Source organism: Burkholderia sp. HI2500 (assembly GCF_002223055.1).
Taxonomy (GTDB): Bacteria; Pseudomonadota; Gammaproteobacteria; order Burkholderiales; family Burkholderiaceae; genus Burkholderia.
Window position 1 is genome coordinate 168,057 of sequence record NZ_NKFL01000007.1, and the last position, 15,131, is coordinate 183,187.

15 protein-coding genes are annotated in these 15,131 nt (G+C 62.7%); 10 read left to right on the forward strand and 5 right to left on the reverse strand.

What is annotated here, in order from left to right:
- Positions 1-15: 15 nt before the first annotated feature.
- Positions 16-1,797, reverse strand: a complete 1,782-nt coding sequence (locus CFB45_RS33090; RefSeq protein WP_089429355.1) for an IlvD/Edd family dehydratase — start codon at positions 1,795-1,797, stop codon at positions 16-18.
- Positions 1,798-2,180: 383 nt separating this feature from the next.
- On the opposite strand from CFB45_RS33090, the gene CFB45_RS33095 reads away from it, so the two are divergent.
- The 9 genes from CFB45_RS33095 (at position 2,181) to CFB45_RS33135 (ending at position 9,159) form a co-directional block, all read left to right on the forward strand.
- Positions 2,181-2,807, forward strand: coding sequence for a GrpB family protein (locus tag CFB45_RS33095; protein ID WP_089429356.1), 627 nt, complete (start codon positions 2,181-2,183; stop codon positions 2,805-2,807).
- Between the two features lie 345 nt (positions 2,808-3,152).
- Positions 3,153-4,403: a DUF1835 domain-containing protein gene (locus tag CFB45_RS33100; RefSeq protein WP_089429357.1), complete on the forward strand. Its 1,251-nt coding sequence runs from the start codon at positions 3,153-3,155 to the stop codon at positions 4,401-4,403.
- A gap of 318 nt (positions 4,404-4,721) precedes the next feature.
- Complete coding sequence (locus CFB45_RS33105) at positions 4,722-5,045, forward strand: ArsR/SmtB family transcription factor (RefSeq protein ID WP_089429358.1); 324 nt, start codon at positions 4,722-4,724, stop codon at positions 5,043-5,045.
- A complete protein-coding gene (locus tag CFB45_RS33110) occupies positions 5,042-5,470 on the forward strand; it encodes an SRPBCC family protein (RefSeq protein ID WP_089429359.1) in 429 nt (142 codons plus the stop codon). Before CFB45_RS33105 ends, CFB45_RS33110 begins: the two co-directional genes overlap by 4 nt.
- Before the next feature lie 127 nt (positions 5,471-5,597).
- Positions 5,598-6,182: a flavodoxin family protein gene (locus CFB45_RS33115; protein ID WP_089429360.1), complete on the forward strand. Its 585-nt coding sequence runs from the start codon at positions 5,598-5,600 to the stop codon at positions 6,180-6,182.
- Positions 6,183-6,450: 268 nt separating this feature from the next.
- Positions 6,451-6,888 (forward strand): acetyltransferase, encoded by a 438-nt coding sequence (locus tag CFB45_RS33120; protein ID WP_089430089.1) that lies wholly within the window; start codon positions 6,451-6,453, stop codon positions 6,886-6,888.
- Positions 6,889-6,928: 40 nt separating this feature from the next.
- The gene (asd, locus tag CFB45_RS33125; protein ID WP_217481516.1) at positions 6,929-8,041 is read left to right on the forward strand and encodes an aspartate-semialdehyde dehydrogenase; all 1,113 of its coding nucleotides are present in this window, start codon (positions 6,929-6,931) and stop codon (positions 8,039-8,041) included.
- A gap of 154 nt (positions 8,042-8,195) precedes the next feature.
- Positions 8,196-8,690 carry a DUF2938 family protein gene (locus tag CFB45_RS33130; RefSeq protein ID WP_089429362.1) on the forward strand — a complete coding sequence of 165 codons (495 nt, stop codon included), beginning with the start codon at positions 8,196-8,198 and terminating at the stop codon, positions 8,688-8,690.
- A 139-nt stretch (positions 8,691-8,829) separates the two neighbouring features.
- Positions 8,830-9,159 (forward strand): hypothetical protein, encoded by a 330-nt coding sequence (locus tag CFB45_RS33135; protein WP_089429363.1) that lies wholly within the window; start codon positions 8,830-8,832, stop codon positions 9,157-9,159.
- A gap of 85 nt (positions 9,160-9,244) precedes the next feature.
- On the opposite strand, the gene CFB45_RS33140 is transcribed toward CFB45_RS33135, so the two are convergent.
- Positions 9,245-10,168 carry a LysR family transcriptional regulator gene (locus tag CFB45_RS33140; protein ID WP_089429364.1) on the reverse strand — a complete coding sequence of 308 codons (924 nt, stop codon included), beginning with the start codon at positions 10,166-10,168 and terminating at the stop codon, positions 9,245-9,247.
- A 131-nt stretch (positions 10,169-10,299) separates the two neighbouring features.
- Between CFB45_RS33140 and CFB45_RS33145 the strand changes: the two genes are divergently transcribed.
- Positions 10,300-11,265: a DMT family transporter gene (locus CFB45_RS33145; protein WP_089429365.1), complete on the forward strand. Its 966-nt coding sequence runs from the start codon at positions 10,300-10,302 to the stop codon at positions 11,263-11,265.
- A 227-nt stretch (positions 11,266-11,492) separates the two neighbouring features.
- Here CFB45_RS33145 and CFB45_RS33150 read toward each other — a convergent pair whose 3' ends face one another.
- From CFB45_RS33150 to CFB45_RS33160, 3 genes are all read right to left on the reverse strand, one after another.
- Positions 11,493-12,965, reverse strand: a complete 1,473-nt coding sequence (locus CFB45_RS33150) for an NAD-dependent succinate-semialdehyde dehydrogenase (RefSeq protein WP_089429366.1) — start codon at positions 12,963-12,965, stop codon at positions 11,493-11,495.
- 109 nt (positions 12,966-13,074) lie between these two features.
- Positions 13,075-13,566, reverse strand: coding sequence for an Lrp/AsnC family transcriptional regulator (locus tag CFB45_RS33155; RefSeq protein ID WP_006749694.1), 492 nt, complete (start codon positions 13,564-13,566; stop codon positions 13,075-13,077).
- Between the two features lie 91 nt (positions 13,567-13,657).
- Positions 13,658-15,058, reverse strand: coding sequence for an aspartate aminotransferase family protein (locus CFB45_RS33160; protein WP_089429367.1), 1,401 nt, complete (start codon positions 15,056-15,058; stop codon positions 13,658-13,660).
- Between the last annotated feature and the right edge of the window lie 73 nt (positions 15,059-15,131).

Here is a 15,131-nt window from a genome sequence, read left to right on the forward strand (position 1 = left end):
CGTGGGCAGGGAGGGTCAGTGCGAATGGCGCGGGTTGCCGCGCTGCTCGATCACCTTCAGGTACAGCGTGGCCGGTTCGAGGCAGCCGCCGGTGGACAACTGGCCGACGAACTGGCGATAGAGTGCCTGCCACGGCGTTTGCGCCTGCGGCACCGTAAAGCTCGCCGTCTCGCGACGGCGCGCGAGTTCATCCTCGTCCACGAGCACGTCGACGCTGCGGTGATTCAGGTCCACGCGAATGCGGTCGTTCGTGCGCAGCAGCGCGAGGCCGCCGCCGACCGCCGCCTCGGGCGACACGTTCAGGATCGACGGGCTGGCCGACGTACCGCTCTGGCGCCCGTCGCCCAGGCACGGCAGCGAGCTCACGCCGCGCTTCACGAGTTCGGCCGGCGGCGCCATGTTGACGACTTCCGCGCTGCCCGGGTAGCCGACCGTGCCGCAGCCGCGAATCACGAGGATGCAGCGCTCGTCGATGTTCAGCGCGGGATCGTTGATGCGCGCGTGGTAGTCCTCGGGGCCTTCGAACACGATCGCGCGGGCCTCGAACGTGTTCTCCGCGCCCGGCTCGGCCAGATAGGTCCGGCGGAACGCTTCACCGACCACCGACATCTTCATGATCGCGCTGTCGAAGAAGTTGCCCGACAGCACCATGAAGCCGGCGCCATGCTTGAGTGGCGCGTCGGGCGTGCGGATCACATCGTGGTCGGCGTCCTGCGCCGTGTCGGCGATCTCGCCGATCGCGCGGCCGGACACGGTCACGCAGTCGCGCCGCAGCAGGCCGGCCGCATCGAGCTGGCGCAGCACCGCGGGCACACCGCCGGCGCGGTGGAAGCTCTCCCCGAGGTATTCGCCGGCCGGCATGCAGTTGACCAGCAGCGGCACGGACTCGCCGAGGCGCTGCCAGTCGTCCAGGCTCAGTTCGACGCCCATGTGGCGCGCGATCGCGATCAGGTGCGGCGGGCAGTTGGTCGAGGCGCCGAGCGCGGACGCGACGACGATCGCATTCTCGAACGCCGCGCGCGTCATGATCGCCGACGGGCGCACGTCTTCGCGCACGAGCTCGACCGCGCGCTTGCCGGTGGCGTACGCCATCTGGCCGCGCTCGCGGTACGCGGCGGGGATGCTTGCGCAGCCCGGCAACGACATGCCGAGCGCCTCGGCCAGGCTGTTCATCGACAGCGCGGTGCCCATGGTGTTGCAATGGCCGATCGACGGCGACGAAGCCGTGGTCAGCCGCATGAAGCCTTCGTAGTCGATCTCGCCGGCGGCGAGCAGGTTGCGCGCGTGCCAGATCACCGTGCCCGAGCCGACGCGCTTGCCGTCGTGCCAGCCGTCGAGCATCGGCCCGCCCGACAGCACGATCGCCGGCAGGTCGACGGTCGCGGCCGCCATCAGGCAGGCGGGGGTGGTCTTGTCGCAACCGGTCGTCAGCACCGCGCCGTCCAGCGGAAAGCCGTGCAGCACTTCCACCAGCCCGAGGTAGGCCAGGTTGCGGTCGAGCGCGGCGGTCGGGCGGCGGCTTTGCTCGGCCAGCGGATGCAGGGGGAATTCCATCGGAATGCCGCCCGCGTCGCGGATGCCCGCCTTCGTGCGCTCGGCCAGTTCGATGTGGTGGCGGTTGCACGGCGCGAGGTCGCTGCCGGTCTGCGCGATGCCGATCACGGGGCGGCCCGACTGCAACTCCTCGCGCGTCAACCCGTAGTTCATGAAGCGCTCGACATAGAGCGCGGTCATGTCGGCATGCGCGGGATCGTCGAACCATTCCTGGCTGCGCAGGCGGCGAGGGGGCTGTGACATGGCGGGCTGTCTCCGAAGGGGCCTCGTTCATTGTTGCGCACCGGATTGGTACCGGTAACATCGAGCGGATGTTAGCACGGGGTTTTTGCAGCCTAAATGCCAATATGGTTGCAGAGTGGCGGAAATGCTTGCTGGAGCATTTCATGTTCTTTCCCTGCGGCGTTCGCCATAAAATTAGCCATCAATGATCTGGCTGGGGCGATGTTCAATATTTCACAAAAGATCTAATTGGGTTTTATCCGGTAATTGTGTTTTTTATGCTTTATGTGCAGCGTTTGTCCTCTGGGTATATCGAAAATTGTGCGGTTTTGTGTGCGGAGGGATTGTCCGGGGGTGAGTGATGCGACAATAGCCAATTCGGAAAACTGAAGAGGGTGATCGATATGGTAGGCAGCAATAGTTCGCGGCTGTTATCGGATGAGATAACTGTATTTGAGACCGGCGACCCGAATGAGAATCCGTGGGTTTGGGGCGTACCAAAGATCGAGTCGATCGAGGTAGTACCATATGATTCGAAGTGGCCGGAATTATTTCTTGCGCTGAAAGCTGACATTGAAACCGCTCTGGCGGGAAATTTTTTGAACATCGAGCATGTTGGTTCCACTGCCGTACCTGGGCTCGCCGCGAAACCAGTCATCGACATCGATTTGATAGTCGAGAATCCGCACGCGGAAGCGTTGTATGTGCCCGTGCTGGAGGCGATGGGTTATACGCTCACGGTTCGTGAACTGTCGTGGTATCAGCATCGGATGCTTCGTCTGGATTCGCCGCGCGTGAATCTGCATGTGTTTGGCCCGAATTGCCCGGAGCATGTTCGTCACATTCTCTTTCGGGACTGGCTTTGCTCACACCCTGAAGATCGACAGCACTACGCACTGACGAAAGCGCTGGCGAAAAATCGCGTTGATAATGTTCAATCTTACAACGAAAAAAAGCGTGATACCGTTGAGGAAATTTACCGAAGAATATTCGAGTTTCACGGGTTGCCGAAGTCTGATTCGACTGATTGAAATGGTATGGAGGTGAAGTTAATTGGAGGGGCTCTGATATTTGCCGGCCTCGCAACAACCTGGCAGTACCCGCGCTACAGTTTTTCTTTTCTTTTTCATCGGCCGATCAATCGCATGCCTCGCCAACGAAGTCGCCGAGCGTCCCTCGGGGCAGCTCCCCGGTCGATTCGCGCGACATCGATCGGGCGACGATGCGGCAACTTGTTTGTGCTTGTGATACAGTCAGCAGCGGCGTATCACCGCGCCTCCATTCCGCGGAAAGGGTTCACACCCAGGTCGACCGTCTCACCGCATATTCATGCGACTCCCAGCCGACAAGCGGATACGGCTGCCTTTGGAGATCGTATGCCTCAAGATCCTCGCGCCACGGCGCAAAACGGTCACATCGACCTCGTTCGGCAGCGCAAGCGTGCCAAGCAACTTCTCAAGCAGCTCCAGGCGGGAATTCCGGTTGGCGGACCAGGCGAAAATTTGCGTCGTGCGGCTTCCCCCGTGCTTGCTGACGCTCAATGGCTGATCGCTCGCGAACTGGGATTTGCCAGCTGGCCGAAACTCAAGTCTCATGCGGATGCCATCGAGTTCGCCGCACGGCATCCGGAATTTGCCGCCAATGACACGGCTGATACCCAGCACTGGCGTTGTGGCAACGACATCGCGCATGGTCTGGGCGTGGCCGGGTTTCGGGGGGAATTCCACGTGTTCGCCGATCCGTACTGCATGGGACCCGTTCCCAGGTTGGAGCCGGAAGCATTCATCGACACGCGTTGCGAATTCATCAGCCAGTGTTTCGGCATCCCGCTGGCGACGGTTCGACGGCGCGCGCTAACCGAGTATGGCGCGTTGTCGCAGCTGTCCCGGGCCAGGCACGCCGTACTGTGGTGCGAAGCGGATGCTTACGATCAGCTTTTCCTGATAGCTGTGCTTGCCAACATGACGGGACGGCCGCAATCGCTGGAGTTGGTCGAGGTCGACAGCGTGCCGGGCGTCGATCGATTCGTCGGCATGGGGCAATTGGCGCCGCAGGTGCTTGCGTGGCTTTGGCCACGCCGTCGTGAGCTGACTGACGACGTGTTCTCGCTCGCTCGCGAGGCTTGGGACGCCTATCGCGATGCGACTCCACTTGCCTGGGCCGCGCTTTGCAAAGAGGCGAGTCCCAGCCTTCCGCTGTTGGCCCCGGCACTGAAACGCCAGTTGCAGGAATTGCCATCGGTACGTGATGGCCTCGGTCTGACGGAAAGACTCGCCTTGGAGATCATTCGCGACGGTGACGGGCTTGCGTTGTCGCAGGTGTTCGCCGAGTTGAACCTGTGTCGCGATCCGCTGCCGTTCCTCGGTGACGCAATGTTCCATGCGATGATGCGCCCGCTGGCAGAAGGCGACCGTCCGCTGATCAAGATCCATGACGACCATCCCGAGCGCGAAAGGTGCATCGTTGGCCTGACGCCGCTTGGCGAGCAGGTGCTGCAAGCAAACGCGAATTGGCAGGATCATTGCGACGTACCGCGATGGGTAGGCGGCACACAGATACTGCCGCGCACCACCCACTGGGCCCTGGATGACGATTGCACACCGGTGCAACGCCGTCGATTCAGCTAACGACGGTCGGTCCGGCCGCCTGCAATCAATCGAATGATCGGTGAACTTGGCGTCAGTGGATGTCTATACGCTTTGAGTGCGATCGCTGGGCTTCCGTGCATCACAACGAGTGCATCGCACCGACCGCAACGGCGCGTTCAGCGCCGTTCGCGTCGCCCCGGAACGGCCATTCACTGTCGCATGCCGATCCCGGCATCGGGATCAACGCTCGAGAACATTGCCACTACGCCCCGATTGCCCGCTCAAACATCGGGCGGCAGGGTTGAAAATCTATAACTCTACGGTTATCATTGAGATTCATAACTTTTGAGCTATGCATTGGACCCTACTGCCAACGACCTGTTCGCCGCGTTGGGCGAACCGACCCGCCGGGCAATCTTTCAACGGCTTTCGCATGAAGGCGAGCAGACCGTCGGACGATTGACCGCGCATGCGGGCGTATCGCAGCCCGCCGTGTCCAAGCATCTGGCCGTCTTGCGACAGGCCGGGCTGGTGGAAGGGCGCCCGGAAGGACGAGAAACCTATTACCGTGCCCGACCGGAGGGACTCGCGCCCTTGGTCGACTGGATCGGTGTCTACGGCGTCTTCTGGCGGGATCGAATCGACGCGTTGTCGGACTTGCTGGACCGGATAGACACATGACGGCATCGCGAGAATCGCACAGCCTGGTCGTGGAGCGGAATCTTCGGCATCCGCCCGACAAGGTGTGGCGCGCGCTCACGCAATCGTGGTTGATCGAGGAGTGGCTGATGGCCAACGACTTTGTGCCTGAGGTCGGTCACCGCTTTACGCTGCGCGCGCAGCCGTTGCCCGGATGGTCGGGTATCACGAATTGCCAGGTCATCGCGGTGGAGCCGGAACGGCTGCTCAGCTATCGCTGGGGCGATGGCACGGAATCCGCGAGCGGTCTGAAGACGATCGTCACCTGGACCTTGACGCCACATGAGGGCGGCACCTTGCTGCACATGGAGCAGTCGGGTTTTCCGTCTCCGACGGCACTCAGCTACGTGCGCCTCGGCGCGGCCTGGCCGCGCTTTCTGGACAAACTGGATCAGCTCATCGGCTAGTTCCGGCGACTGAACATCAACGCTCTGTTTTCTTCCCGATGGGGCCTGCCTGCTGGCCGGCCCCAGGGGTAATGCTTGCCCGTCGCGAGCCATCGGCTTCGGCCGTACGTCCAAAGGAATAGCAGGTATGTCGACTGTCCGAATCGCAATCATCTATCACAGCATGTATGGCCACACTGCCAGGCAGGCTGATGCGGTGCGCGCCGGTGTAGAACGCATTCACGGCGCGGAAGCGCTTCTCTTGACCACCGAGGAGGCGTCTTCTCGCTGGGACGATCTGGCATTGGCTGACGGCATCATCTTCGGCTCGCCCACCTATATGGCCAGCGTGTCTGCAGCATTCAAGACTTTTCAGGAGGCGACCTCGAATGCGGTCCTGGCCAAAGGCGCATGGAAAGACAAGGTCGCCGCAGGGTTTACAAACTCGGGCGCTCACGCCGGCGACAAGCTTGCCACCCTGATCCAGATTGCGCTGTTTGCCGCCCAGCACGGCATGCACTGGGTCAACCTTGCACTGCCGCCCGCGAACAATTCGACGACCGGCTCGGATCAGGACTTGAACCGTCTCGGATTCTGGCTCGGTGCAGGGGCGCAATCCAACGTCGATCAGGCGGCCGATATCGCGCCACCGGAAGCGGATCTGGCGACGGCAAGCCATCTGGGGCAACGCGTGGCAGAGGTCGCCATGCAGCTGATGCGTGGGCGGGCTTGAAGGTTGTCACGTAACGGCAAGTGGTCGCGAGGACGGTCGCGGGCTACGCGATGGCGGGATCGTCGCGTTGAGCGCTGCCGTCTCCCGAACCGGCCGGTTTCGCCCCATCGTTGCGGTTGGCGTGTACGGGCGGGTTTCAGCCAATGAGTCATCCGAAATATTCATCGGGGCCTGCCACGGGCGGCCGGTCAAGGTGGCCGTGGGTTGATCGAGAGTGGAAACCTGCGTCGTACGGGTTTTGAATTATTCAACGACTGCGAATATGAAAATGAGTGAGATCAGGGTCTCTCGGCCCGAAGACGGTGCGCGCGCAGTGGAAATCTGGCGGCGTGCAGTTGATGCGACACATGATTTTTTGTCACCGGAGGATCGCCGCGCGATTGACGAGATGGTATGCGGCTTTTTGCCTCAAGTGCCGCTTTGGCTCGCCGTCGATGCCAATGATTATCCGTTGGCCTTTATGTTCATCGAACACGGGCACATGCAGGCGTTATTCGTTGATCCGGCGTGTCGAGGGACTGGCATTGGCGCGGCGCTGGTTCGCCACGGCTTGACGCTTCACCCGAACATGACGACTGACGTTAATGAACAGAACGGTCAGGCAATCGGGTTTTATGAAAACCTGGGCTTCCGGCGCATTGGCCGTTCCCCCGTCGACGATCAAGGCAGGCCGTACCCGCTGATTCATCTTGAATACCAAGGTTGAACAGGATCGACATGATTTCAATGAAGCAGGAGAAGCAATGATGAAGGTCGGATTGGTGGGATGGCGCGGCATGGTCGGTTCGATGCTGCTGAAGCGGATGCGCGACGAGGGCGATTTTTCCAGAATATCGCCGACGTATTTCAGCACGTCCGCTGCAGGGCGCACGTATCGTGACCCGCTTGGCGTCGAGCACGCTCTGCTCGACGCGAACTCGGTCGAAAGACTGGGCGAGATGGATATCGTCATCACCTGTCAGGGAGGCGACTATACGAAGGCGGTTTATCCGTTACTGCGCGCGTCGGGCTGGAGCGGCTTCTGGATCGATGCGGCGTCCGCGAAGCGGATGGATGACGACTCGATCATCGTGCTGGACCCGGTCAACCGTGAGCAGATCGAGGCCGGCATCGCCGCGGGCGTGCGCAACTATATCGGCGGCAACTGCTCGATCACGCTCTCGCTCATCGGCCTGACCGGACTGTTTCGCGCCGGACTCGTCGAATGGATGAGCATGATGACGTACCAGGCGGCGTCGGGCGCCGGCGCACAGCATGTGAAGGAACTGCTCGGCCAGATGTCGGCCGTCGCCAGACGGGTCGACGACCATCTTGCCGCACCCGCCACGCCCGTGCTCGATGTGCTGGCGAAAGCACAGGCAGCATCGCGCGCCAGCGATTACCCGATCGAAGCGTTCGGCGCGCCGCTCGCGGGCAGCATCATTCCGTGGATCGACAGCGACCTCGGCAATGGCATGAGCCGCGAGGAATGGAAGGGCGAAGTCGAGACGAACAAGATTCTCGGGCTGCCGCCGGGCACGATTAGAGTTGACGGACTCTGCGTTCGCGTCGCTGCGCTGCAGAGCCACTCGGCCGCGATCACGCTGAAGCTGAAGGAGAACGTCGAACTCGATCGTCTCGAAAGGTTGATTCGCGGGGCACACGAGTGGGTCGATTTTGTGCCGAACACCCGGGAGGAAACGATCCATCGATTATCGCCCGCCGCCGTCAGCGGATCGCTGAAGATCGGTGTGGGCAGACTGCGTCGCCTCAACGTCGAGCCGCGGATGTACAGCGTGTTGACCACGGGCGATCAATTGCTCTGGGGGGCGGCTGAACCGCTGCGACGCGTGCTGAACATGATTCTGAACGCGCAGTAGGCGTCGAGCGAGCAGGGCGTTTCAGCGATGGCGGAGCGACGTGAACTGCCATCGTTCGATCCTTCGATGATGGCTTCGTCCTGATACGTGGAACGCCTCACCCGATGCAGGTGGCGTCGACACGCCTCGTGTCTAGAATCCTGAGAGAAAAAACATGAGTGACATCATCATCGCAGGCGTCTTTATCGGTCTGATTGCCACGGCGCTGTCGGATTTGTGGGCCATATTCCTCGAAAAGGCGTTCAAGCTGCCGAACTACGGCTTTGATGTCGTGGGCCGCTGGATTGGGCACATGGCACGCGGACAATTCTTCCACAAGCCGATTTTCGCGTCGCCTCCGATTCCGGGCGAAAAAGCGATCGGCTGGATCGCACATTACGCATTGGGCGCTGCGTTTGGCTTCTTGCCGATCCTGCTTGGTGGCGGCACGGACTGGATTGCCAATCCGACGTGGGCAGTTGCAATCGCTGCAGGTCTTCTGACGCTCGCGGTGCCGTTCTTCATCGTCGTTCCTGCGTTCGGCATGGGTGTCCTGTGCTCGCGGACGCCGGATCCCTGGGCGGCACGTCGCCAGGGCGTGATCTCGCACCTGTACTACGGCATTGCGCTCTACATCGGCGCAATCTTCTTTTCGGCGGTGATGCGCTAAGGAAGGTCGAGGGTGAAGGCAGCAATCATGCCGGCATGTACTTTTCGGCCGCTTCCACGAATCGATCACGAGTCTTGAGATGAGTGTTGCTCAATAGACCCGCCAGCTTCTTTGGGGTGTTTATCCGGTAACAATTGCAATGATGCAGAACGTTGTGAAAGTCGAAGTCGCCAACGAAGTGTTCCGTATCGGCCGGACAAAAAACGACGAAGGAATGCTGGTCAAGAAATTCTTCGTGGTTGCCGAGTTGGGAAGCGGGGAGTTGTACGTCCACTTACCCGGTTTCCAAGGCTGGGAGATTCAGGTTCGTCCTGAAGCAGACGATGTCATTCTGTTCGATACTGGCGAGCTCGCACAGGAACGTGCTGAACGCGTGTGTCAGTACGTGAAAGACGATTTGGCAACCGGAAAGCCGCTGAATATGGATGTGTGGCAATTTCTCCGGATGGTGCACGACAGGAAACCCTAGGCGCCGCTGCATGACGTGCTTTACGTGAAAACAAGGCAGGGCCAGCGTTGCTCGCTGACATGCTTGGGGTTTTCGGCGTGCGGACTCAGTCGAGTGGGCAACCGGACTGCTCGACGAGCCAGTCAATTAACGCTCGAACTTTCGGCGGAAGGAGCCGATTCGGCGGATACAGGAGCCAGACTGGCCCGCTGTAGGCGCGCGGCTCGAATAGCCATTCGGGCAGGATGTGTACCAGCGTGCCGGCGCGGAGATCGTCCCCTATCGCAAACTCCGGCAGGCTTGCCACGCCCCAATCGTCCAGTGCAGCCTCACGCCGTGCACTCACATCATTCGCGATATAGCGTCCTTTGACATCGACGGTCTCTACTTGGTTACCTTGCCGGAACGTCCACCGATTGTCGTCCGGTGCATCGCCGAGAAATAGACAATCATGCTGCGCAAGATCGTCTGGAACGACGGGCATACCTCGTGCACGCAGATAGCCGGGAGAGGCGCACGGCATCCACCGTACCGTGCCGAGTTGTCTTGCGACAAGGCCTTGTGGCGGTTTCGGGGTTGGCCGCACGACGAGATCGACATGATCACGAATCGGATCCAGATCGCGGTCGTCAAATATGACCTTGACCTCTACTTCCGGGTAGGCGCGCAAGAATCCTGGAATCTTCGGGTGAATCAGGCTCTTCGCTAGCGAAATCGGCGCGCCGATGCTGACTCGGCCGCGTGGCTGCGCTGTCAGCTGGCTTGCCGCGTCGACGGCTCCGGACGCTGCCTCCATCATGTCCCTGCAGTAACGATAGATTTGCATGCCGGACTCCGTCAGCCGGATGCGTCGGGTCGAGCGTTCGAACAATCTCACGCCCAGCGCTCGTTCAAGCCGCTGCACTTGACGGCTGACTGTCGAAGGTGTCGTGCCAAGCGGCCGCGCGGCTGCCGAGAAGTTACCGGCCTCGACCACCTGGGCGAAGGCAGCGAGATCCGGCAACAACGGGAGAAGTTCGGTCGGTGTCATGGGGGTAGCAAAGGTAGGCGGGATGTCCGTTCAATTTATGCGCGAGACGCACAAAACTTGTTCGCTTCGACCGGATTATCACTGTCGGTGCACTGCCGGACAATGCGGATCTTTCGTGTGGGAGATTCGTCATGCGCTTCCGGTTCAATATATCTGCCGATCTGTTGTTGCTTGTCGTGGCTTTTATCTGGGGCACCAGCTATGCCGTGGTGAAAAGCGCATTGGTCGTCTACCCGGTGTTAGCTCTTTTGGCGTTGCGCTTCGGCATCACGTTCGTGCTGCTGTCGCCATCCCTGTGGTCGATACGCGGGTTGTCGCTTTCTCAGTGGGGCAGGATCGTCGGTGCCGGGTGCGTATTGCTCGGGATTTTCTTGGCCGAGACGTTCGGTGTGGGGATGACGACCGCCTCGAACGCTGCGTTTCTGATCAGCCTGTGCGTGGTGATGACGCCGCTGGTTGAATGGGCATGGCTCAGACGCATGCCGCGCGGTATCGAGTGGGCGGCAACCGGACTTTCCGTTCTGGGCGCCTTTCTGCTCGGAGGAGGGCGATTCCATTTCACACCGGGTGATGCGCTGGTGGTACTTGCCGCGCTGTTACGCGCGATCAACGTGTGCGCAACGAAACGCGTCATGCAGAATCAGGCCGTGTCTCCACTGGCAATGACGGCCGTGCAATCCGGCGTCGTGTCGCTTGGCTGCGCCATGCTCGCCGTGAGCGTCGCGAGGTCGCAATGGCAGCCCTTGCCTGCATTCGCCGGAAATGAAACTTTTTGGATGATCGTCGTTTACCTGGTCGTCGGCTGCACGTTGTTTGCGTTCTTTGTGCAGAACTACGCGGTCAGTCGCAGCACCCCGACACGCGTCGCGCTATTGATGGGCAGCGAGCCGGTTTTTGGTGCCGTGTTCGCATGTGCATGGCTTGGAGAACGTGTATCCGTGCTCGCATCGATCGGCGGCGGGCTGATCGTCCTCGCATCGTTGCTGGCATCGATTCACGGAAAGGATCGGCGCAACCGGGATGCCATTTCGGAAGTTGAGGAGTCGAAAACGGCTGGCCACCTGACGTACGAACGTCGAGAACGCCAAGCGCTGTGAAGCGTCAAGCGGTTGTTTCTCGACGCAGGGCGTCTCCCCATCCGCGTAGTGAGCCCGATATCAGTCAGTGGGCAGCCGATCCGCAGCGCTCGCCCGGATCGGTTTCGCAAACGATGCGGTGTTCAGGAATGGAACGCATGATATGGACCGATCGGTTCCTGTTTCAACGTGCGCTTTCCGGCCGGGCAGCGCAATGCCGTCGTCGCGGACGGCGCGCGTCCGCCGGCTCAGTCCAGCCCGCCCTGGCACAGATACTTGATCGACAGGTAATCGTCGAGCCCATAGCGTGAACCTTCGCGGCCATAGCCCGATTCCTTCACGCCGCCGAACGGCGCGGCCTCGCTTGCGAGCGCGCCTTCGTTGATCCCGACGATGCCCGTTTCGAGCCGTGCCGACACGCGCGCGATGCGCCGCACGTCCTGCGTGTAGAAATACGCGGCGAGCCCGAACGGCGTGTCGTTCGCGGCGTCGACGGCTTCGTCCTCGGTATCGAAGCGAAACAGTGCGGCGATCGGGCCGAAGGTTTCCTCGCAGGTCAGCTGCATGTCGGCGGTGGCGTCGGCGAGCACCGTCGGCGCGTAATAGTTTGCGCCGAGCTCGGTCAGGCGCTTGCCGCCCGCCAGCACGCGCGCGCCGCGTTCAACGGCATCGCCGACGTGACGCGCGATCTTGTCCACCGCGCGCGCGTTGATCATCGGGCCGATCTGCGCGGCCGGGTCGGTCGCCGGCGCGACCTTCAACGCGGCGACGCGCGCGGCGAGCTTCTGCGCGAACGCATCGTAAACGCCGGCCTGCACGTACACGCGATTCGGCGAGACGCACGTCTGCCCGCCGTTGCGGAACTTCGCCGCCATCAGCCCGTCGACCGCGGCATCGAGCTCGGCGTCGTCGAACACGATGAACGGCGCATTGCCGCCCAACTCGAGCGAAAGCTTCTTCAGCGTCGCGGCCGAATCGCGCGCGAGCAGCTTGCCGACGGCCGTCGAGCCGGTGAACGTGATCTTGCGCACGCGGCTGTCGGCGAGCCAGTCGGCGGCCGCGTCGATGCCGCGCTCGCGCGACGCCGTGATCAGGTTCAGCACGCCCGCCGGCACGCCCGCTTCCTGCGCGAGGAACGCGAGCGCGAGCGCGGTGAGCGGCGTGTCCTCCGCCGGCTTCGCGACGACCGTGCAGCCGGCCGCGAGCGCCGGTGCGATCTTGCGCGCGATCATCGCGAGCGGGAAGTTCCACGGCGTGATCGCCGCGACGACACCGATCGGCTCCTTCACCGCACTCAGCCGCTTGCCGCGCTGCTGCTGCGGAATGATGTCGCCGTACGTGCGCGTCGCTTCCTCGGCGAACCACAGCACGTACGACGCGCCGTACGCGACCTCGCCGCGCGCTTCCGCGAGCGGCTTGCCCTGTTCGCGCGACATCAGCTTCGCGAGATCGTCGGTATGCGCGACGATCGCCGCGTGCCATGCTCGCAGGATCGCCGCGCGGTCGCGAGCGGGCGTCGCGCGCCAGGCGGGCAGTGCGCGTACCGCCGCGTCGGTCGCTGCGCGTGCGTCTGCGGCGCCGCTGTCGGGTGCGTGGGCAACGGTGTCGAGCGTGGCCGGATCGGTGACGGTGAAGCGGCGGCCGTCGAGCGCATCGCGCCAGGCGCCGTCGATCAGGTTGGCGGTGCGAACGAGTTCGGTTCGGGACAGCGTAAGCGGCATGACAGGTCCTTGGATGAAGCGGTTCGGCGGCGACGGCGGCGCGGCAGGCGCGCGACTGTCCCGTACGGACAGCGAAGCTGCCGTATTCGCGGGTGCCGCGCGCGGTGCGTCAGTGACGTTCGCCGAACAGCGATTCGAGCGGGTAGTGCCGTTTGACGAACGGCGACTTGATGATCACGTAACTGAAATACTTCTCGATGCCGATGTTCTGCTCGAGCAGCCCTTCGACGATCGTCTGGTAATGGCTCACGCTGCGCGTGATGAACTTCAGCAGATAGTCGTAGCCGCCGCTCGCGAGGTGGCATTCGACGATCTCGTCGACGTTGCGGATCGCCGCGACGAAGCGGTCGAAATCCTCGCGTCGATGGTCGGCCAGCGTGACTTCGGTGAACACGACCTGCACGTCGCCGAGTTTCTCGAGCTGGATGTGCGCGCCGTAGCCGCCGATGTAGCCGGCCTTCTCGAGCCGCTTCACGCGGATCAGGCAGGGACTGGGCGACAGCCCGACCGCATCGGCCAGCTCGACGTTGGTCATGCGGCCGCGCTTCTGCAACTGGGAGAGGATGCGCAGGTCGATGCGATCCAGCTTGCTGTCCGTCATGTTCACGTGCGTCGGGAGTCGGAAAAATGGAATGTCCGGTTACTTTAGAGTCGAAAGATATCCGCCACAAGCCCGGCTTTCCCTCGGCCCGTCAGGCCGGCTGTGCGTGCGCGGCATCGAGCGCGCGTTGTACGCCCGAATCGGCCAGCACGTCGTCGAGCGTGTTGCGCACGCGTTCGAACAGCAGGTCGAACTCGCCCGCGGTGAAGCTCAGCGCCGGCGCGAAGCCGAGCACGCCGTCGCCGAACGCGCGGAACACCACGCCATTCGCGTACGCGGCGGCCGCGATCTTGTCCGGCACGTTCAGCACCGGGTCGAAGCGCGTCTTGTGCGCCTTGTCGGCGACCAGTTCGAGCGCGCCGAGCAGGCCGACCGAACGCGCGTCGCCGACGAGCGGATGCGCGCGCAGCGCGTCGAGGCCCGCGGCAAAGCGGGGCGCCATCGCCTGGCCGTTCGCGAGCAGCCCGCCTTCGTGATAGAGCTTCAGCACCTCGAGGCCGATCGCCGCGCTGACCGGATGCGCGGAATACGTATGGCCGTGGCCGACCACCGGCGAATCGGCGCGGTCGCCCGCGATCCCTTCGTAGATTTCGTCGGACATCAGCACCGCGCCCATCGGCGCATAGCCGGCCGTCAGGCCCTTCGCGACGGTCATCAGGTCCGGATCGACCTGTTCGGCCTCGCAGGCGAACAGCGGGCCCGTGCGGCCGAAGCCGGTGATCACCTCGTCGGCGACGAACAGGATGCCGAGGCGCCGGCACGCATCGCGCATCGCCTTCAGCCAGCCGGCCGGCGGCACGATCACGCCGCCGGAGCCTTGCACCGGCTCGCAGAAGAACGCGGCGACGTTGTCCGCGCCGAGTTCGGCGACCTTCGCTTCGAGCGCGGCGACCGACGCGGCGATCAGCGCCTGCGGATCGTCGCCGAGCGGATGGCGGTACGGGTAGGGCGACGGAATGTGGTGCTGATCGGCCCGCGGCAGGTCGAAATGGCGATGGAACGCCGGCAGCGCGGTGAGGCCGGCGCCGATCGACGACGAGCCGTGATAGCCGCGCTCCAGCGCGATCATGTGCTTTTTCGACGGGCGGCCGGTCGCGTTGAAATAGTGCGTGATGAAACGGATCGCGGAATCGACCGCGTCCGAGCCGCCGAGCGTGAAGTACACGCGGTTCAGCGACGGCGGCGCGAGCGCGGCGAGCCGTTCGGCGAGTTCGATTGCCGGCTGCGAGCCGAAATGGAAATAACCGGTCGCATAAGGCAGCTTCGCCAACTGGTCGGCGGCGGCCTTCACGATGCTGTCGCGGCCGTAGCCGACGTTCACGCACCACAGGCCCGAGAACGCGTCGAGCAGCGTGTGGCCCGCGGCGTCGCGCAGGAACACGCCGTCCGCGGATTCGAGCACGGTGACGCCGCGCGCCTCGTGCGCACGGTAATTGACGACGGGGTGGATCAGGTGTTGACGATCGGCTTCGATCAGCGCGGCTTGTTTCATGGGAAGGCGGGACTCTCGTCAGGTGTCAGCGGTGAGTTCATGCTAACGGGCGAGAAATCCGGATGCGTCTTCA